At 59.0% G+C, this 18,642-nt stretch carries 16 protein-coding genes and 7 pseudogenes; 12 read left to right on the top strand and 11 right to left on the bottom strand.

Annotated features, from left to right (window positions below; all coding sequences use genetic code 11):
- Positions 1 to 85: 85 nt before the first annotated feature.
- Both NHAM_RS21070 and NHAM_RS25535 read right to left on the bottom strand, forming a co-directional pair.
- Complete coding sequence (locus NHAM_RS21070; protein ID WP_011504981.1) at positions 86 to 1,039, bottom strand: cation diffusion facilitator family transporter; 954 nt, start codon at positions 1,037 to 1,039, stop codon at positions 86 to 88.
- A complete protein-coding gene (locus tag NHAM_RS25535; protein WP_011504982.1) occupies positions 1,009 to 1,266 on the bottom strand; it encodes a hypothetical protein in 258 nt (85 codons plus the stop codon). The genes NHAM_RS21070 and NHAM_RS25535 overlap by 31 nt, the downstream gene beginning before the upstream one ends.
- 291 nt (positions 1,267 to 1,557) lie before the next feature.
- Here NHAM_RS25535 and NHAM_RS21065 point away from each other — a divergent pair.
- The 6 genes and pseudogenes from NHAM_RS21065 to NHAM_RS25530 all read left to right on the top strand — a co-directional run bounded on the left by NHAM_RS21065 (position 1,558) and on the right by NHAM_RS25530 (position 5,023).
- Positions 1,558 to 1,908, top strand: a pseudogene (locus NHAM_RS21065) (PRC-barrel domain-containing protein).
- A gap of 258 nt (positions 1,909 to 2,166) precedes the next feature.
- A pseudogene (locus tag NHAM_RS21060) lies at positions 2,167 to 2,406 on the top strand (DUF6496 domain-containing protein); the annotation flags it as partial.
- A gap of 162 nt (positions 2,407 to 2,568) precedes the next feature.
- A complete protein-coding gene (locus tag NHAM_RS21055; RefSeq protein ID WP_011504984.1) occupies positions 2,569 to 3,060 on the top strand; it encodes a pyridoxamine 5'-phosphate oxidase family protein in 492 nt (163 codons plus the stop codon).
- 140 nt (positions 3,061 to 3,200) lie between these two features.
- A complete protein-coding gene (locus NHAM_RS21050) occupies positions 3,201 to 4,253 on the top strand; it encodes a type III polyketide synthase (protein WP_041359401.1) in 1,053 nt (350 codons plus the stop codon).
- Positions 4,250 to 4,759, top strand: coding sequence for an isoprenylcysteine carboxyl methyltransferase family protein (locus tag NHAM_RS21045; RefSeq protein WP_011504986.1), 510 nt, complete (start codon positions 4,250 to 4,252; stop codon positions 4,757 to 4,759). The genes NHAM_RS21050 and NHAM_RS21045 overlap by 4 nt, the downstream gene beginning before the upstream one ends.
- Before the next feature lie 12 nt (positions 4,760 to 4,771).
- On the top strand, positions 4,772 to 5,023 hold the full coding sequence (locus tag NHAM_RS25530) for a hypothetical protein (protein WP_011504987.1): 252 nt from the start codon (positions 4,772 to 4,774) through the stop codon (positions 5,021 to 5,023).
- A gap of 328 nt (positions 5,024 to 5,351) precedes the next feature.
- Here the strand turns inward: NHAM_RS25530 and NHAM_RS21035 are convergent, their stop codons facing one another.
- From NHAM_RS21035 to NHAM_RS21025, 4 genes are all read right to left on the bottom strand, one after another.
- Positions 5,352 to 5,714, bottom strand: a complete 363-nt coding sequence (locus tag NHAM_RS21035) for a PRC-barrel domain-containing protein (RefSeq protein WP_011504988.1) — start codon at positions 5,712 to 5,714, stop codon at positions 5,352 to 5,354.
- Positions 5,715 to 5,939: 225 nt separating this feature from the next.
- A complete protein-coding gene (locus tag NHAM_RS21030; RefSeq protein ID WP_041359399.1) occupies positions 5,940 to 6,170 on the bottom strand; it encodes a hypothetical protein in 231 nt (76 codons plus the stop codon).
- Between the two features lie 174 nt (positions 6,171 to 6,344).
- Positions 6,345 to 6,494, bottom strand: a complete 150-nt coding sequence (locus NHAM_RS27750; RefSeq protein ID WP_198137066.1) for a hypothetical protein — start codon at positions 6,492 to 6,494, stop codon at positions 6,345 to 6,347.
- A 217-nt stretch (positions 6,495 to 6,711) separates the two neighbouring features.
- A complete protein-coding gene (locus NHAM_RS21025) occupies positions 6,712 to 7,416 on the bottom strand; it encodes a DUF72 domain-containing protein (protein ID WP_011504989.1) in 705 nt (234 codons plus the stop codon).
- A gap of 143 nt (positions 7,417 to 7,559) precedes the next feature.
- Between NHAM_RS21025 and NHAM_RS21020 the strand changes: the two are divergent.
- Positions 7,560 to 8,779 (top strand): annotated as a pseudogene (locus tag NHAM_RS21020) (IS256 family transposase).
- Positions 8,780 to 9,010: 231 nt separating this feature from the next.
- Here the strand turns inward: NHAM_RS21020 and NHAM_RS21015 are convergent.
- The gene (locus NHAM_RS21015; protein ID WP_041359398.1) at positions 9,011 to 9,217 is read right to left on the bottom strand and encodes a hypothetical protein; all 207 of its coding nucleotides are present in this window, start codon (positions 9,215 to 9,217) and stop codon (positions 9,011 to 9,013) included.
- Positions 9,218 to 9,592: 375 nt separating this feature from the next.
- Here NHAM_RS21015 and NHAM_RS21010 point away from each other — a divergent pair.
- Both NHAM_RS21010 and NHAM_RS27145 read left to right on the top strand, forming a co-directional pair.
- A pseudogene (locus NHAM_RS21010) lies at positions 9,593 to 10,300 on the top strand (COG4705 family protein).
- Positions 10,301 to 10,374: 74 nt separating this feature from the next.
- Positions 10,375 to 10,551: a hypothetical protein gene (locus NHAM_RS27145; protein WP_157043814.1), complete on the top strand. Its 177-nt coding sequence runs from the start codon at positions 10,375 to 10,377 to the stop codon at positions 10,549 to 10,551.
- Between the two features lie 819 nt (positions 10,552 to 11,370).
- On the opposite strand, the gene NHAM_RS25520 is transcribed toward NHAM_RS27145, so the two are convergent.
- Entirely contained in the window at positions 11,371 to 11,592 is a 222-nt protein-coding gene (locus tag NHAM_RS25520; RefSeq protein ID WP_157043813.1) for a hypothetical protein, read from the bottom strand.
- Between the two features lie 372 nt (positions 11,593 to 11,964).
- Between NHAM_RS25520 and NHAM_RS20995 the strand changes: the two are divergent.
- Positions 11,965 to 13,118: pseudogene (locus tag NHAM_RS20995) on the top strand (IS110 family transposase).
- A gap of 130 nt (positions 13,119 to 13,248) precedes the next feature.
- Here NHAM_RS20995 and NHAM_RS28590 read toward each other — a convergent pair.
- Positions 13,249 to 13,962 (bottom strand): hypothetical protein, encoded by a 714-nt coding sequence (locus NHAM_RS28590; protein WP_245270110.1) that lies wholly within the window; start codon positions 13,960 to 13,962, stop codon positions 13,249 to 13,251.
- 205 nt (positions 13,963 to 14,167) lie between these two features.
- Here NHAM_RS28590 and NHAM_RS20985 point away from each other — a divergent pair.
- Positions 14,168 to 14,550 (top strand): annotated as a pseudogene (locus NHAM_RS20985) (IS21 family transposase); the annotation flags it as partial.
- Between the two features lie 325 nt (positions 14,551 to 14,875).
- Here the strand turns inward: NHAM_RS20985 and NHAM_RS28585 are convergent.
- Positions 14,876 to 15,288: pseudogene (locus NHAM_RS28585) on the bottom strand (helix-turn-helix domain-containing protein); the annotation flags it as partial.
- 129 nt (positions 15,289 to 15,417) lie between these two features.
- Between NHAM_RS28585 and NHAM_RS20980 the strand changes: the two are divergent.
- Positions 15,418 to 16,256, top strand: a protein-coding gene (locus tag NHAM_RS20980) for an IS5 family transposase (protein WP_210160870.1) whose coding sequence is annotated in 2 segments (ribosomal slippage) — positions 15,418 to 15,510 and positions 15,513 to 16,256 — 837 coding nt in all. Because the reading frame shifts where the segments join, the coding sequence is not laid out codon by codon here.
- 249 nt (positions 16,257 to 16,505) lie between these two features.
- Here the strand turns inward: NHAM_RS20980 and NHAM_RS20975 are convergent.
- Entirely contained in the window at positions 16,506 to 17,801 is a 1,296-nt protein-coding gene (locus tag NHAM_RS20975; protein WP_011504992.1) for an ISNCY family transposase, read from the bottom strand.
- Positions 17,802 to 18,642 lie beyond the last annotated feature (841 nt).

Raw genomic sequence — 18,642 nt, 5'->3', positions numbered from 1 at the left:
TCCGAACGATCCGGTCGTTGGGTGCGTTACGACAACGCTCACATATCCGAAAGCCATCGCGCCGCTATCAAGTACTACGTTTCCCTCACAACCCCGACATGTAGCGCTGCTTCTGGAGAGCTTCAAACATGCGTCTGGTCTGGGGTTTCACGAAGAGCGAGACGATCTGAGGATGCTTTTCGCGGATCCGTCGCTCGAGTTCCGTGACGCATTCTTCGATCTGGGGTGTGCGGAGATCGTCCGCAAATTCCAGACTAAGGGTCGCCACAATCTGATCTGGCGAGAGATGGACGGTAATCACACCATTAGCACCTTCAACCCCTGGCTGACTTTCAGCGAGCGAAAGGACCGAACTGTTGATCGCTTCGCTGGCGCGCTCGCCAATCAACAGACCCTTGCTCTCCCGTGCAAGAAGCGCGGCTGTGACCGCCAGAACCGTGCCAATAAGAATCGATGCGCCGCCGTCAATTGCAGGTATCCCAAAATGATCGGCCGCCCAAATCCCGGCTGCCGCGATCACGATGCCGATCAGGGCCGCGGTGTCTTCGAGAAGGACCATGAACGAGGGCGGATTCTTGCTCATCGTGATTGCTTCTAGGTAAGGCATAGACCCCTTGGAAGCGCGAAAAGATTTCAGCGCGATCCACCACGACACCCCCTCGAACAGAAACGAACAACTCAGGACAATGTAATTGACCGACGCATTTTCGATCCGGGTGGGCGCGGCAACATGTAGGATACCCTCGTAAAAGGAGACGCCAGCGCCAAGCGCGAACAGCAAGAGTGCAACAATGAAACTCCAGAAATAGAGTTCGCGCCCATAACCCAGCGGATGGTGCGCATCGGGCCGTAGGCTGGCACGTGAATATCCATAGAGAAGCAGCGTCTCATTACCCGTATCCACCAACGAATGGACGGCCTCGCTGATCATCGACGAACTTCCAGTGATGAGCGCAGCGATGAATTTGGTCACGGCAACTAGCAGGTTTCCCCCCAATGCCGCATAGATCACGTTTTTTGATGAGCTGTTCGTAGCCATACTCGGAGATCGAATTCCTGAAATCGACAGGCCGCTGGCCGGTCGCGGGAAACAGCGCTATAAGGCTCGTCGCGATGAAATACGTTCTGCGGCGAATGAACGCGGTCCGGTCGGTGAAGTTCCTTCCCCGCTGCGAGTGCTTCCAGCGCCTGTACATCGTTCGGCGCCAGCCTCGTCGACGGCGGCAGATAGGCCCACTCGGTCCACTTGAATTCGGCTCGCGTCATGCTGCTCTTCGGCCCCGGCTTGATCGTCAGCAGTCTGACTCTTCATCGGCCGACAGCTGGTGGCGAGAGCAAAGGCGAGTCCGCTTTTCACGGATGTCTCCTGTACGGACCGAAAGAAGGCCGGTCCCGATTCGCAACCACGGTGAGAGATAAACGCGTTCTTCCAGGATAGCAGCTCTCGCCGCTGACGCGGCCAGCGATGCAAGTTGCGGACCGTCCTTTGACCTTTCGGAACGCGTTTCTTGCCGGCGCGTTGGATGTTCCGGGACAACGCTCACTCAGGAGGACGCGATGGGAGAGCGGGAAACAGGAAATCTTCATCGGCAGCGACAAGGTGGAAGGCACGGCCGTCTATGGCGCTGATCGCCAGAAGAGATCGAGCGCGTGATGATAGACAAGATGTCAGGCAAGGTGGCCTACGCCGTCTTAGGCTATGGAGGCTTCCTCGGCACCGGCGATGATCGCTATCCCACGCCATGGGCCAGTCTGAAGTACGATAGGGACTTGAGCGGTTACATTACAAACGTAACAAGGGGTCAACTCGACGAGGCGCCCCACTACCGAAACGACACTGAGTGGGCATGGAGTCGTGAGAACGACAAGCGAGTCTATGACCATTACCAAGCTTCGCCGTTCTGGTGAGACAGAGTTCTTCGAGAAAGACCCGGCGCGAGCGTCGAGCCTATTGATGTACGAGAACTCCGTCGCTTGCCGGCGATTATCGCAAACCGCTTTCAACCTGGAATTTTGCCATGAGCAGGACCAAAACGCTCCAGCAAGCCGAACCGGCGTAGGTGGCTTGGGCGCACCCTTCTCGAACGCAATTTTGGAGGGTTAGTCTGGCAACCGATATTTAACCGAGCCGTTCAGGCCCCGTCCACCGCAAGGAGGAAAAAGTTCATGGTCGTGAAGAAGGCGAAGAAGGCGAAGAAAGCGGCAAAGAAGAAGACAGAGAAACGCCGCTATTCGAAAAGTTCGGGGCGCACGGTAGAAAAGGAAATGCGCCGTTATAAAAAGGGCACTGCAAAAAGCGGGCGCGGCGGCAAGGGCGGCAAGGTCAAAAGCAGAAAACAAGCCATCGCGATCGGCCTCTCCGAGGCGCGCAAGAAGGGCGAAAAGGTTCCGAAGAAGAAATCTCGCTGATGATGGTGTGATCATCATAGGAGGCTCCCGCCGGCAGTTGCCATTCATCCGGAAAGGCGCGGCGGCCATCTCGACAGGCGCCAGAGCGCCGACTCTACGAAGAATCCTTTTGCAGAAGTCTCAATTACCAACTTCAACCGTATGGAGGCTGGTGGTCAAATGAACAAGAAAAACAACATCGATCGCGTCTGGGACATCGTTGAAAAGGTAGGCGTTTGCATGCTGACGACGCAATTCGCCGATGGGTTGCGTGCGCGACCGCTGGAAGCAAGGCCCGATCGCGGCGCTGGTTTGATTTTCTTCGTAACCGATATTCACAGCCCGAAGGAGGGTGAGATTGAGGCTAGACCCGATGTTGGTCTCGTCTTTATCGATTCGAGCGAAAAAGCCTACCTCTCGATCACCGGCCGCGCCTGCATCGTCCACGATGCGAATAAGACAGAGGCGGCATGGCGAAAGACCGATGAACTATGGTGGCCAGGAGGGCCGAGCGATCCCAATGTATGCTTGTTGCGGATTGAGCCCTTTACTGGGGAATTGTGGGATGGACCGGCAAGTGCTGTGGCCACTATCTTCGAGTTCGCCAAGGCGAGGTTGACCGGAGACCAGCCGAACCTCGGCGAGAACCGCAAGGTGACGGTGAAGATGTAAGGGCGCTGTTGTCCGGCGGTTCCGGTCCGCATCGGCACCGCAGTGTGCGTCGGGCCGCGTGGCTGATTGTGTCGGCTGCGCGGTTTCAGATACGAGTGCCACCGCTACAACGTCGATCACTCTGGGGCAGGAGCAACGATATGAAGCAAACGGCCGCTTTGATCTCGATGGCGACCGGAGTTCCACCGCATGTGTTTCATCAGACGCAAATCCTCGAAGCGGCACGTTTCATCTTAGGTTCGCGGTATCCGCAGTTTGAAACGCTCTCCCCTCTTTTCGCCAACACCGGCATACAGCACCGTTACGGCGTTAAACCGATTGAATGGTACTGCGAGCCGCGTGGCTGGCCGGAGCGAACTCAGGCCTTTCTGGAAGGCGCGGAAGTTTTGTTCGTCGATGTCGCGCGTAAGGCTATCGAACGCGCCGATCTCAGCGTGACTAACATCGACACCGTCGTGACGGTGTGTTCGACCGGCATCGCGACACCGACACTGGAGGCTCGCGTCGCCGCGAAACTCGGCCTCCGGCCGGATGTGTCGCGCGTACCAGTCTTTGGTCTGGGCTGCGCGGGCGGCGTGACGGGGCTATCCATTGCATCGCGGCTGGCGCAAGCGCGGCCTGGCACGAACGTGCTGCTGGTAGTCCTTGAACTTTGTACGCTCGCAGTTCGCCACGACGAACTGACCAAGGCCAATATCGTTGCTGCCAGTCTGTTCGGCGATGGGGCTGCCGCCGTCCTGCTGCGCGCCGGAGATGGAGGTGCGACACGGATCGAGGCGACCGGCGAGTATCTGTGGCCGAATACGCTGAATATCATGGGATGGCGTGTAGACCCCGAAGGATTTGGCGTGATCTTCCAGCGCACGATTCCTGACTTCGTAACTGCGCACATGAAGCCAGGTATCACGGCAATTCTGTCCGGGATGGGTCTTTCGATCGGAGATATCGATTGCTTCATTTGCCATCCCGGCGGTACGAAAGTCATTATCGCGATCGAGCGATCTTTTTCGCTCGACCAGGGGACACTCAATAACGAAAGAGGGGTAATTGCCGATTACGGGAATATGTCGGCGGCGACGGTCCTGTTTGTGCTCGAACGCGCTCGCGCGCAGGGCCTGCCGCCGCTGGCACTAGTGACCTCACTCGGGCCGGGGTTCACCGCAAGCTGCGTCACTCTGCGTCACACAGCGTGACCCTCGCCACTCTCATTCTCGCGCTGGTGACGCTACAGCGGCTAGGCGAACTCGTTCTGTCCCGATACAACACCGGCAGGCTGCTGGCACGGGGCGCAACCGAGATCGCGCCGGACCATTATCCGCTGGTGGTCGCGACCCATGCGGCCTGGCTAATTGCATTATGGGCATGGGGTCGCGATCAGGACGTAAATCTCATTGTTCTTTCAATTTTCATTTTATTGCAGATCCTGCGCTTGTGGGTGCTGGCAACGCTTGGACCGCGATGGACCACGCGAATTATTGTATTGCCTGACGCGCCGATGGTCACGGCGGGGCCTTACAGATATTTGTCGCATCCCAACTACGCGATCGTCGTCGCGGAGATCGCGGTTTTACCGCTCGCGCTTCATCTGTATCTACTGGCATCGATCTTCACTATCCTGAATGCGCTGGTGCTCGTTATCCGCATTCGCGCCGAAGCCCGTGCGCTCGCAGTTGTACAGCGTCACTATGACGACCAATAGCTAGAGTCTGTTATGAACCGATACAGTTGGGGGATTCAGTTTGCGATGATGATTCATAAACCTTATCCCTCCGATGTTTCCGAAGACGAATGGGTTTTTGCGGCGCTGTATCTGGCGTTGCTTCCAGAAACCGGCGCGCAGCGTGAGCGCGCGTTGCGCGAGGTGTTCAATAGGCGGCGCTATATGGTTCGAACGGCATCTCCTGGCGCGCGATGCCGAATGATTTGCCGCAGTGGCGGCGGTCTATCAGCAACTGTGCGTTAGCTGAAAGCGGACTGTTTCGCGACGCGGGCCATGATCTGCAGGTCCTGTTGCGCGTGGCATCGGAGCGGACGGCGGAGCCTACGGCGGCGATCCTGGACAGCCGGACGCTGCGTTCGGGAGCGACAGCGGGCCTATTCGGATCCGGAAGTCGTTGGCTGCAAATGGTCCCCGTTCACTTTCATGACAAAATCAAACCCGCCGGCGAAAGGCAACCGGCGGGTCTGGGCGTGGAACGGGGGGGCCTGAGGCCTCGGGCCCGTCCGCACTGGCAACGCATGGAGTGGAGGGGCGTCCCGAACTCGCCACCCTGTAACTCATGCAAAGATATTCAGCCTGTCCGTATCACTACATCGTTGTAGTAGTCATCGAGCTCCGCATATCGGGCGTTCCAGTCAAAAACGGTCTCAGTGCCGTGCTTCGGAGCGCCTTTCAAGCGATTCCCACTTATGTCACTACGGTAGCCGCCAAGTTCGGAGTCGTATCTGAGCACCTTCCAGGGCACCGGGTAATGGTCGTTGCCGATGCCGAGAAAGCCGCCGAAACTCAGCACGGCGTAGGCGATTTTCCCGCTGGTCTCGTCGATCATGACGTGCTCGATCGAACCTATCTTCTTGTTTTCGGCGCCATAGACAGCTTTTCCCGACTCTTTATCGCTGGTGAGCAGGTGAGGTGCACTTCCTTCGATGCTCATGGAATTCTCCCTGGGTTATTAAAAGGAAAAGCGGTTGGAGCGGCAAACGTTCCGGCGCGGGGCCGAGGACGGGTTCCAGAGCGACCAGGAGTCGGCTCTTCTCAGTGATAACCGAGACGTGCCCAACGGGAACATTCCGATGGTTCGCCACATATTGCAGATCACGGCAGCATTGCCGCCGCGAGATTTCGGCGTGACGCGCTGCGCTTGATAAACCCTCGTATACTACTTCGGGCGCCTTTTCCGGAACGCGTCATCATCATAACCGTGACGGCTGCTGTAAAACATCAAGCCAATCAACCCGCAACCGACGACGAGTGTAAATACGCCACCGAATCCCAAGGCAACCCAGTCGCTCATGGGAATATCGCTGGTCCACGCGGACACCGCCCAGGCCCATGTTCCAACCAGGAGAGCCAGGAGAATGATGAGAGATACATACTTGACGTTTGGCATGGTGTTTCCTTGGAAACAAACATCACGGCTGATCTGTAAAGACCAGCCGTTTGATCACAACTAGCGCGCTCCGAATGCGTTCCGAAGAGGCCACGGTCATTCCTGTTCCGGGCTGAGCTTCTTGGACATAACAACCCCCGATCTCTGGGTGGCGAAAGATGGGGTTATGACCGGCTAGGAAAAATAGAGAAAATACACAGCCACGAAACCTGCTACGACCAGCCCGGTGCTCCAGATTAGCACATTACGCACCGAAGGTCCGCGTTCTGCTCCTCGTGCCTCGATTGCGGTCTCGACTACGCGTCCGTTTTCTTTCTTCGGCATATGTCTCTCCTCGGATTGAAAAGGTCCGTGCCAATGTTGGCAGGGGTCAATCCTATGGATCAGGTATCGTTCCGAGACTCTGGCGATGCGTATTAGTGAATAAGCTTTGTCAAGATCTTGGCAGCATTGCCACCGAGCGTCGAGCGCTGCTCCGCATCCTCTCCGAGAACAAATGTTCCAAAAAATGTGCCGCGGTGACAACTGCTTGAAAGGCCGCCTATGCGTCAGCTTTCAAGTGCATCAGCCGCATCAGCCGTGCGGCATCGAGCGGAGCCGCGCTCTTCTGATCGTTGTCGAAATAAACGTAGATACTGTGTCCCTCGTTTCGCAGGCGTGATAGCCGCCGCGCCCAAGCCGTCAGTGTTTGCGGCGCATAACGATCGCGATAGTTTCCCGATGGTCCATGAGCGCGGACGTAGACATGGGGTGCCGTTACCTTCCATGGTGCCGGTGCGTCGTGATGGTCCGAGATGCAAAGGGCGCTGCTATGATCGCGCAGAAGATCGAAGGTTTCCGGCGTGTACCAGCTCGGATGACGAAACTCAAAGACGTAAGGGCGCGGTTTGCGGAGCCGCTTGAGAAACGACGCAAGCCGCGTGGTGTCCTTTTGAAATTGCGGTGGAAGCTGAAACAGCATGGGACCCGCCTTCGCCTTCAGAAGGCGGAGGCGACGTTCCAGCAGGGCGAGGCTCGTGCCGGATTTCGGGCCGAGCCGTTTCCAGTGCGTGATGAACTTTGAGACCTTCCAGGCGAAGACAAATTCTTGGGGAGTCTGTTCGACCCAGGCACGGACTGCCCCGGTTGTCGGTGTCCGATAGAAAACCCCGTTAAATTCCGTCGTACGGAAGTGATGTGAGTAGTAGTCGAGGTGAAACCGGGCCGGAAGTTGCGGCGGGAAAAACGGAGATGAGCAAGAAACCAAAGCCGGTTCTTCTCATCGGAACCTCTGGCTGGAGTTACAAATCCTGGCGCGGTGGCCCGGAAAAAGATTCGCGGCATGATTCAGGAACCTCGGCTACCAAGCTTACCACGAAGCCTGATTCCATGCAGTAGCCTGCAACTGTGATGGCTGTTGATTGTTTCGACAATTGGTTCGATCCGATCGAGACTGAGGTGCGCGAGCGAGCGCGTGGCTTCATCGAAGAGCTGATCCGAGGCGAACTCGACGCGGTGCTGGCACGCCCGCGTTACGGGCGAAGCTAGACCGCCGGCGGCGAAGAAAGAGCGAGCGTCGCCGGCCACCGCCATGGCAGCCGAACGCGGTCGCTGACAGGAACGTTCGGGGCGATCGAGATCGCGGTGCCGCGTGCCCGTCTGACCACGTCCGCGGGCGAGACGACGGAATGGAAGAGCCAGGCGCTGCGGGGCCTACTAGCGCCGCACGCTGGCCGCAGACGCGCTGATTGCCGGCAGCTACCTGGCCGGCACCAACACGCGCCGGGTGCGCCGGGCGCTCGCGGCCTTGTTCGGCGGAGCGGTGGGTAAGGACACGGTGAGCCGGGTCTGGCGCAAGATGAAGGGCGATTGGGACGCATGAAATACCCGCTCTCTGGCCGAGGAGCCGATCGTACGCCTGATCCTCGACGGCACAGTGGCGCGTCCGGCTCGATCGGAAGGCCACCTCGATCTCGCTACTCGTCATTCTCGGCGTGCGCGCGGACGGCCAGAAGGCGCTGCTCGCGATCAAGAGCATGGGCGACGAGAGCGCCGAGGCTCGGCGTACTGTCCTCGACGACCTCATCAAGCGCGGACTGCGGCGGCCGGAGTTCCTCATTTTCGACGGCGCGCCGGGCCTCGACAAGGCCATCGCCGCAGTGTGGGACGGCGTGCCGGTCCAGCGCTGCACGGTCCACAAGCACAGGAACCTGTTCGCCCACGCCCCCGAGCGCCTGCATGACGAGATCACCGCGGATTACAATGATATGATCTACGCGGCGACGCGCGAGGAGATTGGGGCGCGCCGCAAGGCCTTCATCCGCAAATGGAGGCTCAAGCACCGCGCCGTCGCCGACAGCCTGGAGGAAAAGCCGGCGACCGCCTGTTCACCTTCACACGACTGCCGCCGAGCCAGTGGCGGAGCGCGCGGACAACGAACGCGATCGAACGACTACACGAAGAGTTTAAGCGGCGGATCAAAACGCAGACCGTGCTGCCCTCGGCGGGTAACCGCAGCAATGTTGTTCTGGGCTTTGCTCGCATCTGGCCAGATCAACATGCGTAAGGTCGACGGTTGGCAGACCCTCGCTACAAAGCCTATCGATCAGCCAATTGACCTTGCTGCCTGAAACGATACCTTCATGTTACCGGAGATCGCGCTACGCCGAATTCCAACCACATTCCGGACGGCACCCCTGGCGCCGTCGGCCGTGGCGATGACGGAGAACGGCGGATTTTATACTGCCACGCCAAAAAGGCCCGCCGGGAAAGGATCAACGGCGGGCCTGATCGGGTTCGGGGTTGTGAGGTGCTGGTTCTCCCGCCCCGTCCGGTAAATGCGGTCCGCCGTAAGAACGTTCCTATAAAAGAGCCCGCGACGGCTCCTCGCCGCCCATGCGACCGACAAGGTCCACTTCGCGCAGCGTCGATGCGACGCGGTTGAGGCAAGATGTCAGGCCGTCGGTAGAGGCAATGACCAGTAGTTGATCATGTGCGATGGCCAACTGGCGCAATTTGCTGAGAAGGTAGAAAAAGAACGGCGGCGCGATCAGCAGGGGAATGATCACATCTTCGAGATTGAGACCTGAGCGGGGCAATTTGGACGACTATGCCTGAGCCTTTCGATCGTCAGCGCAATAGCGAATACCACGTCAAGCAGGGCTGAGCAACAATGGCCGCGCTCTTTACAAGGCGGCGCAGTGGCAAGCATCACGCACTAGCCAACTCCGAGCGCACCCACTGTGTGAGCGGTGCGAGCCACTGTTGTTCGTCATCGCTGCGCGCATGATGCCGGTCTGTTCTTTGATCCGCCCGCGTCATCTTGAGCACCGTGCCACGACACACTCAAGCAGCGCATAGAAGCGCGAGGCTTTGAGGTGGGTTGCGATCTCAATGCGACAGCGCAGAAATTCGCATTGAGCTAAGTCCCGGAAGTCACGCTCGTGTTCTGGATCATCAAGGTCCTGGCGACAACGCTCGGCGAGACTGGCGGTGATACCGTCACCATGACCTTGAAGTGGGGCTATCTCGCGGGAACGGCCTTGTTCGCGGTGCTTCTCGTCACCCTTGTGATCGCACAAATCGTCGCGAAGCGCTTTCACCCGTTTCTCTACTGGGCGACGATCGTGGCCTCGACCACCTTCGGAACCACGATGGCCGACTTCGCCGACCGGTCTCTCGGGATCGGCTATACTGGAGGCTCATCGCTGCTGTTTCTCTGCCTCGTGAGCGTCCTCGGGCTTTGGTACTGGTCCGGAGGAAACGGTATCGGTCACACCGTCTCCACGCCGAAGGTCGAGGCATTTTATTGGGGGTGATCACGTTCTCGCAAACTCTCGGCACCGCGCTCTGCGACTGGTTGGCCGACACCGGCGGCCTTGGCTATGAAGGGGGACGCTCCCGTCTTCGCGGCTGGGCTGGCCATCATTGCCGCACTCTATTATCGGACTAACGTGTCGCGGGTACTGCTGTTCTGGGCGGCCTTCATCCTGACCCGTCCGCTCGGCGCGACGGTTGGTGACTTCCTCGATAAACCGGTAGCCCACGGAGGTCTCAGTCTCAGCAGGCCACTGGCTTCGGCGGTGATCGCAGCCTTCATTATCGCGTGCCTGATTCTGCTGCCGCAGCGCGCGGGCAAGCATCCGGCATGAGGCTCGAACGTGTTTCCGGGTGGCCCAGGCATCGAGCAGCGTGGCGAGCCAGTCGCATTTGCTTCAGGAGCCGCTTGCGCTCCATTTTTGGCAACGGCGCGCAGGTCGTATCCGTCAAGGTAAAGCAGGTCGAAGGCGTAGCATTCCAGCCGGCGCTGCTCGCCGCCGGCCAAGTCCGCCTGGAGCTCGGAGAAGTTTGTCGGGCCGTCTTTGACCACGACCACTTCGGCATCGACGATGGGTTGGCCTAGAATATCGAACGCCCCGGCAACCGTTGAGAACCGCTTCGTCCAGCCGAGGCCGTTGCGGGTGTAAGCTTTCTTGCGCCCGCTGGTCGCGCGAGCGCGTATAATCCGCGCATCTACGAGTTTGGCCGCTGAGATTAGAGTCCAAACAATAAGGCCCGCCGGAAGGGAGCACAGCGGGCCTAATCGGGTTCGGGGCGTGGGGGTCCCGTTCCGGTTGGGTTAATGCGCCGGAGTGGGAACAGGTTCCTAAACCAAAAGAAAGCCCGCCGGGCATGGCGGGGCTCGTTGAAGTTGCTTGGAGGTGGGCCTTATTCTTCTGATAGGTTAACGCAACGGGCGCCGAGAATCCACATCCAGAGCTGGGCCACACCAAAAAGGCCCGCTACGGAGACGCACGAGCCTATCTGGTCCGAGAATCGACGGGGCTCCAGCTCCAGTAGGGACAACGCGCAGCGAGGGGGCCAGTTCCGGGTATTGCGGCCGGCGCGCCACCCGCGAGCGGTCAACCCACGGCGGGTGAGCAAGGTGCGGGTTTCCGCATCGGGCTCGGAACATGGATCCATCAAGATGATTGCCCCAAGGATGTCAAAAAACGGCATGCAGAACGGACATAAGTCGAGGGACGGCAGTATGTCGAAGGACGGAATGAAGAAAAATAACATGAAATAAGTGCGTTTTGATGGGCCGCGGATCGTTCGTGGCCCATTTTGGAGACGCTGTGAACGCGTGCCAGCATCGGCTCTGGGCCAGTACTTGCTCGAGGTGAGTTGCGGATATTCGCGCCGCTGTTGGGTTGGGTTCGATCCGCATCAGCCGCCCGGTTCATTTTGTTGGACGGCGAGGACCATCCGTAGGCGGCTGCAATCCCGATGACCTCGACCATGCATCAAATCGTGCTGCGGATTCCGCTTTGTCGGCTTTTTGCAGCAAGGCATCTCGATAGGGGCCGGGCTCCAGTTCGTTCGCCTGCTCGCGCGTCTTTTTGGCCCAGGCTGTAAGGCGATCCTGAAGGGTCAGTTGCTTAAAACCACGACGGTCCGCCATTGTCGCTATTCCTCTCCGCCTTTGGGGAGAAATTTCTAACGCCGAATATTGCTCTGCGCGAATCTTTTTTGACGGTGGACTCGTCATGGAGTTGCGAGGCCGGAGCGCTGAAACGCGCGTCTGTTTTCATGCAAGCCCGCCCGACGCCAGCGTCCGAAAGTACCTTGAGTGCTACGCCCGCTTTTATGGAGGCTTAAAAGGAACGTTACGGCGTCCCCCCCGCATTGAAGTGCTCAGAACGCGCGGCCCTGTCGTTCCTATGGCCCTAGACCCCATGTTCGCGGCTGAGGGCGGCTCGCCCCACGGCAAGCTCCTATCGAGGGATGCGCCGGAAGGACCGGTGCCGAGCCTCAAGCATGGGGAACGGCCCTGATGAACTCTATCACGTACGTAGGACTGGATGTACACAAGGCGACGGTCTCGGTCGCCGTCGCCAAAGGCCAGCGCGGGGGCGAGGTGCTGCACGTCGGCGTCTTTCCGAACCGGCCGGATCATATCGCCAAGTTGGTCGAGCGGCTCGGCAGGAATGGGCCGCAGTTGAGCTTCTGCTATGAGGCCGGCCCCTGCGGCTATGGTCTCCAGCGCCAGCTTACCGAACTCGGACACGACTGCATCGTGGTTGCCCCGTCGCTCATTCCGATGAAGGCGGGTGATCGGGTGAAGACGGACCGACGCGATGCGGTCATGCTGGCTAAGCTGCATCGGGCCGGCGAGCTGACGAGCGTCTGGGTACCGGATGACGCGCACGAGGCGATGCGTGATCTCATCCGCGCGCGGGCAACAGCAGTGCGCGTACTCGGCAAGGCGCGACAGCATCTGCAAGGCTTTTTCCTGCGCCATGGACGCATCTATCCGGGCAAGAAAGGCTGGACCGGTGCCTACGACGATGGCTCGCCCGTGTCCGGTTTGATCATCCTGCCCAGCAAATCGTGTTGCAGGACTACATTCACGCAGTCGAGGACGCCGAGGCACGAGTGGAACGCCTGACCTCTCAGATTGAGGATCTTCTCCCTGCTTGGTTGATGCGTCCCGTTGTTGAGGCTGTGCAGGCCATGCGTGGTGTTGGCCTGATCGTCGCCGTGACCGTCGTCGCCGAGGTGGGCGACTTCTCACGGTTCGAGAAGCCGCGCCAGCTCATGGCGTATCTCGGCCTTGTACCGTCCGAGCATTCGAGCGGCGCGACCGTACGCAAGGGCGGCATCACAAAGGCCGGCAATCCGCTCGCACGCCGCGTCCTGATCGAAGGAGCTTGGACATACCGCATGCCAGCGCGTGTCAGCCCGAAGCTGCACGCACGTTTGGAGGCGGTACCCAAGGCGGTGCGCGACATTGCGTGGAAGGCGCAAGTTCGGCTCTGTAATCGCTATCGGCGACTGGCCGCCTCCGGCAAGGCGAAGGCCGTGGTTACCACAGCGATCGCACGTGAGATGGTCGGCTTCATTTGGGCGATCGCACGTCACGTGCAGGAGAAATCTGCCACGGCGCTGAACAAAACCCCTTGGAGCTACAGCGGTAACTTCTTGTGACAAGTAACGGAATCTACGTCGGAGTGGGGTCACGGTCGGCGCCGATCGTGACCCCATTCCGATCGGCTTTTTTCGATTGTCTTTATGGCGTTACTGCCGGCATCTGCAGTGTTCTGACCCCTGTACCGATTCACACCAATTTGAGCATGACACCGCCTTCCGATTGATTGAAGTGGCCCTCGATCTTGCATACGCTCGGGGCTTCAATCGCCGGGCTAAGGCCCATGAGCTCGCTAAACGATCGTCCAATGTGCCCTGTGTGCAAGCACAGGATGATGTTGGCGCGCATCTCTTTCGGTGAACGGGGGTTCGAGGAGCGGACCTTCGAGTGTTCGACCTGCGAGCGAACTGAGAAGGTCTCAATCCCGGTTGATCCCATGAAGAGCGATGCCGTCGGTTGGCTCGCTGGTGAGCTTCGGCGGCCCCGCTGACTGCTGGCGCGCCCGCCTATAAGGCTGTTGAAGAAGTAGTGGTTCGGCGTGCGATAAAGGGGGGCCGTCAGGAATCTTGTGTTTGAGACGGGTAGACTATCGCGGAGCCAGGAATCTCGTTTTTTCGTCGAGCTCTGCGGATGTAGACGGCTTCGTCCGCGCGGTTGATCGCGAAGTTGCTCCGGAAGCGCCAAATCGCCATATCCGCTGGCTAGAATGAAGGGCACACCACGCGAGAGGAGCTGTTCAGCCACCTCGAGCGTGTGAACCGCGATGATAAATTCCTCATTAATCGGTACCGCGTGAGCTTCTAAATGACCCGTCGTGTCCCCTCGTGATCGTTTCGCTGTATTGATGGATCGAAGGCCGAGCCATTTCAATCGAGCAACAAATAGTATCGCGGATTTCGGCACTGTCCTCAGCTATTCCGCCGGTGAAAACCAGCATATCAAGACCCATTTGCCGTAGTCATTACGGCAACTTGCTGCGACGCCCTTTGCATTTTGGTCGGAACTCGCGAGGAGTGTGCGCATGTCGGCGGACAGGCCGAGTAGTCCGGACTTGCGATAGAGAAGGTCCTCGATTTCACAAACGGTCATGCGTTCCGATGGCTGTAGATATGCAGACCGCATCGTGATCCGCCAGAACGGCCCGGATCGTTGCACATCCGCGATCATTTCGGTCGTGGCGAGACGGTTTACGACCCGTGGCACTACGTGCCGGTGCTGGTGCGCAACCCCGGTGCCTTGCGTAATGGCGCTTCCTTCAAGGACTGGGTACTGCCGGCGGCGATTGAGCGTGCACGGCGCAAGCTCGCCGGTGCCGATGACGGCAATCGACAGATGGTCGACATCCTCAATGCGGTGCTAACAGACGGACTACCAGCAGTTGAGGCCGCCTGCGCCGAGGCGGTCGCTCACGGCGTCCATTCCGCTGATGTCGTGCTCAACATCCTGGCTCGGCAACGTGAGCCGGCGCCACCAGCCAACAGCATGACGCCGCCAGATCCGTCGACCACTACTATGGACCGTCAGAGAAACCGCCCCCGGATTATCGGCCGCATTGCTCAGCCGGGAAATAGGAACGGAGCTGTCGCGACAATGTTGTACCGAAGGGCCGCGCTGAGACGCTGAGACCGGTGACGCCACGGTCCTACTCACTCTGCTCCCGCAGGGCCGTGCGTTACGCGTAATGCCCGAACCGACCGAGAAGTATCGCCTCGCCTCGCCGCGCCCCGCCAGCGCTGGCGGTTTCACGCCCGCACGGCGTTTTTTGTGGCTTGGTACGGTTGGAGAGCAAACGGTGCCTTACCAATTTGACGCGACCTAACCCGCAGGTGCGATCCTTCTCCGACGGATGCGTGGTGCGGAACACGCCATACTTGTCGCTGTAAAAGGCGGTTCGGCTTTGCCCCATTCCGCGAGATACGCCTTGGTCGCGTGGAAGTAGTCGAAGGTGTTCTCCGAAGCGGCAAAGCGCAGATGCAGCAGGTGGCGTCGTCGATATAGACGAAAAGCGCGGCCGGCCAAGAGACCGGCGTCATACCGACGATTTCCGCAATTTGGTGCTCTCCTGATACAAGCCCGCTCGCGCCATCGCGATCATAGGCTTGAAAAAGCCGGTGGACCTGGCTGCGGCTTAAATGAAGCAGTTCAGCTGCGTGTGTAACAGTCAACCGACGTTCACGGATCCTTGTGGACGGCTTCAAGCCGATGCAACAAAACCTGGCCATTGACCAGACGTGAAACCGTCAGCCTTCCTTTCCTGGCTTGTGTTTGCCAGTGCCTAAGAGGCCGTTTCGAAAAGGGTTGAGTGGCTGAAGTCCGGGTGATTCCAAGGTGATTGCTGATTCCCACTTTGGAGCCTTCATGTGGACCCCTGCCACTCGCGAGAAGTATAGCCGCCACACATTGCGCTACCAGAGCGATGTTACCGATCAGGAATGGCTGGTGATCGAGAGCCGCTTCTTCCAAAGCCGAAGACCAGAGGACGGCGATGGCGATGGCCGTTGCGCGAGATCGTCAACGCGAGTTTCTATGTCATGCGGTCGGGCTGCGCTTGGCGGCTGCTTCCTGCGGACTTTCCGCCCTGGAGCACGGTCTATCGCTGGTTCGCGACGTGGCGGGACGGCTGCGTCTTCGAGAGGATCAATCATGCCCTCGTCATCGCGGATCGTGAGCGCGTCGGACGCGAGGCCGGTCCTTCGGCCGCAATCATCGACAGCCAGAGCGTCAAAACCACGGAAGCTGGCGGTCCGCGCGGCTATGATGCCGGAAAGAAGCGACAACGAAGACGTTGCGCTGAGATCAACGGGCGCAAGCGCCACGCCATGGTCGACATGGATGGACGTGCGCTGCTCCTCGAACCGCATCCCGCCAGCATTCAGGATCGCGATGGCGGCGGGCCGCTGTTACGCGCGTCCCGCGCCCTGTATCCGTTCGTTGCCCGTGGCTTCGCCGATAGCGGTTACAACCACGAGCGGGTGGCCAATTCCACGAGCATCGTCGTCGAAATCGTGCGGAAGATTGCCGGCCAGATCGGTTTTGTCGTCCTCCCGCGCCGATGGGTCGTCGAGCGCTTCTTCGCTTGGATCAACCGAAACCGAAGACTGGCGAAGGATTTCGAGGCGACAATCGATTCGGCCAGAGCTTTCCTCTACGCCGCCTCAATCATGCTGCTCGTTCGCCGCATCGCCAGAGACGCCTGAATTTCGAAACCGACTCTAAGACGCGAGGAGTGTCGCATCTCTAACTGGCCCAGGTGTCGCATTACTAAATGGGCGCTACATACTGTTGTCATCGCCATTTAGGGAAGTCACGATTTGAGCCATTTAGAAATGTCACTCGGATGGGGGTACGTTAGCCGCCTTTCTTGAGGGTTAGAGGTCGAATTGTGTCTCGAGAGGGCGGCATGTGGAGCCTCCAGATCGCGGAACGCGACGCCCGTGTGCGCTGATCTAGCCGACCTTGAAGATGTGATTCTTCTGGCCCCGCCGGCGTGGCGCCTTGGCGGAGCGCGACATGTCGAGCTGCTTTTGCTGCTCGGCAATGTAGGCCAGGATCGGCCCTAAACGTTTGTTCTCGACAATGGCAGCCTGATTGACCTGCGCCCGCTTGTCGAAGGTGCGATAGGGCAGATCGACCCCGTTATGGCGGATCGCAAGCCGCCCGTCGGGATAATCGACCACGGTCACGCGCTCGCGGGCCAGCGGCCTGCTGATCGGCGTCGGATCCAGCATGAACAGCACCTGGTCATACTGCAGCGTCAGGTTCATCGACACGGTGCGTTCCTCCTTCCAGGCAAACGCATCATCGAGATCATCATGTTCGGCGAGGGCGCGATGAACATCCTGCTCGTTGAAGGGGGGCTTGGCAAAGCGCGCGTTATAGGCCGCCATGAAGGTCGGTAAGAATGCATTGCCGGCTTCAATCGTGTCGGTGCCACAAAGCCGCATCTCTTTCACCAGCCGATCTTGCAGCGTGCCATTGGCCCGCTCGACTCGCCCCTTGGCCTGTGAGGAGTTGGCGCAAATGATATCGATGTTCATGGCGTGCAGGGCTCGGCCGAACTGGGTCATGCCATCACCGCCCACCGCATCCTTCTTGTTGACCCGGAATACGCCGTGCTTGTCCGAGTAGAACGCGACCGGCTTGCCATAGCGCTCCAGATAGGCCCGTGTCGCTGCAAAATAATCGAACGTGCTCTCGCTCTGAACGAACTGCAGATGCATCAGCCGGCTGGTCGCATCGTCAATATAGACGAGCAGGGTGCATTTGGGACCGCGACCCTCGAACCACCAGTGCTCCGATCCGTCGATCTGAATCAATTCGCCAACGCAGTCGCGCCGGTACCGCGGTTGATGCACCGGCTTCAGACGGGCCCGGCGATCCTTCCAAAGATCCGCCGCGATCATCCATTGCCGCACCGTCTCGCGCGCCAGGCAGATGCCATGAAGCTCCGCAAGCTTCTCCGTGGCCAGCGTCGGTCCGAGGTCGCCGTAACGTTCTTGGATGATTCCAATCACCGTCTCACGCAAAGTCGTTGGGTAGGAGCGGTTGCTCGGAAGACCGCGCCGCCGTGAAACAAGCGCTTTAGGTCCACTCCGGCTGTACCCTTTAGCCAGCCGATAGACCTGACGCCGTCCCAAATCCATCAACGTCGCCGCCGCAGCAACCTTGATCCGACCCGCCGCCAAATCCTGCAACACGTCCATCCGGTCGATCTCCGTCCGGCTCATCGTAATCACCGTCATCGGCCCAATGCTCCCCAACAAAACCGTGGAGAGTGTCATCTCTAACTGGACCAACCGTGACTTCTCTATCTGGCGTCTACATAACCTTTTCGCATAAGTTTCATTATGGAATATATTCCTAATCTGAAGCGGGGCGATGTCTACCAGAAATTCGTCGCAGACGCAAAATACTATTTTCGCAGAAAGCATCTGTTTTCGCAAAGTATCGTGTCCAAGCCTTTGCCTTCGGTGATTTGCGGGTTCAGTCCAGGTGAAACATCGCGCTGCCCCCAGCTGAAACTCTTTGTACGGCATTACATCCCAAATGCATAAGATATAAGGATGATACATCTTCGAGATCGTCCTTTGGGGATAACTAGGTGCGACGCCCGCAACCAAACAGCCCCTGGTGCGACAAATACCCTCAACGATCTCGATGGAGGTACCGAGCGTGTGTTGTTCGATGATGGCGACGGGCCGCTCCCTCTCCCGTGAGGGTCGACACGGCGCTGTATCTACTCGCGCTCGCAGAGTGGGGGTGTCGAGGGCGACCTCCGCAAACTACGGAGTGAGACCCTAACGATTGTCGGACCGCTTAAGCCAAACCGTCCAGTTTATCGAGGCCGTGGAGCAGACGAGAACTGCGGCCGAAATCGAAGATTGCCTTCTGAGGCTCGCGGCGGGGTTCGGCTTTACCGGTCTCTTCGCAGGCATCGTGCCGACTTCCAGCCCTGGGTGTGAATCGGCGCCGGGGTCAGTCGATGGAAGGACAGGTAGTAACGCTCTGAAGGAAATTGAGAAAACCTCGTCTGAGTGGGGTCTCGATCGGCGCCGGTCTTGACCCCACCCAGCGCGGATTCCG

This window comes from Nitrobacter hamburgensis X14 (assembly GCF_000013885.1).
Lineage (GTDB): Bacteria > Pseudomonadota > Alphaproteobacteria > Rhizobiales > Xanthobacteraceae > Nitrobacter > Nitrobacter hamburgensis.
Note: the sequence above shows the minus strand (reverse complement) of the source record. Positions and strands in the feature narration are given on the sequence as shown.